This is a genomic window from Priestia sp. SIMBA_032 (assembly GCF_046535215.1).
Lineage (GTDB): Bacteria > Bacillota > Bacilli > Bacillales > Bacillaceae_H > Priestia > Priestia aryabhattai.
Map to the genome: position 1 here is coordinate 1 of NZ_JAWRXD010001521.1, position 237 is coordinate 237.

General features: G+C 36.3%; 1 protein-coding gene. It reads left to right on the plus strand.

From position 1 onward, the window contains the following. The coding region (locus SB717_RS39375; protein WP_410908749.1) for a MazG nucleotide pyrophosphohydrolase domain-containing protein at window positions 1–237 on the plus strand (237 nt) is incomplete at both ends.

Sequence of the window (237 nt, forward strand, 5' to 3'; positions counted from 1 at the left end):
CCTTGTATCAACAGTTTGATGTTCTTAGAGAAATTATTGCAGACCTGCGTGGTCCAAATGGTTGTCCGTGGGATAAAAAGCAAACGCATCAATCATTAAAGAAATATTTAATTGAGGAAGCTTATGAGGTGTTGGAAGCAATTGATGAAGAGGATGATGATCACTTAGTAGAAGAATTAGGTGATATATTATTACAAGTTATGCTTCATGCTCAAATCGGAGAAGATGAAGGTTGGT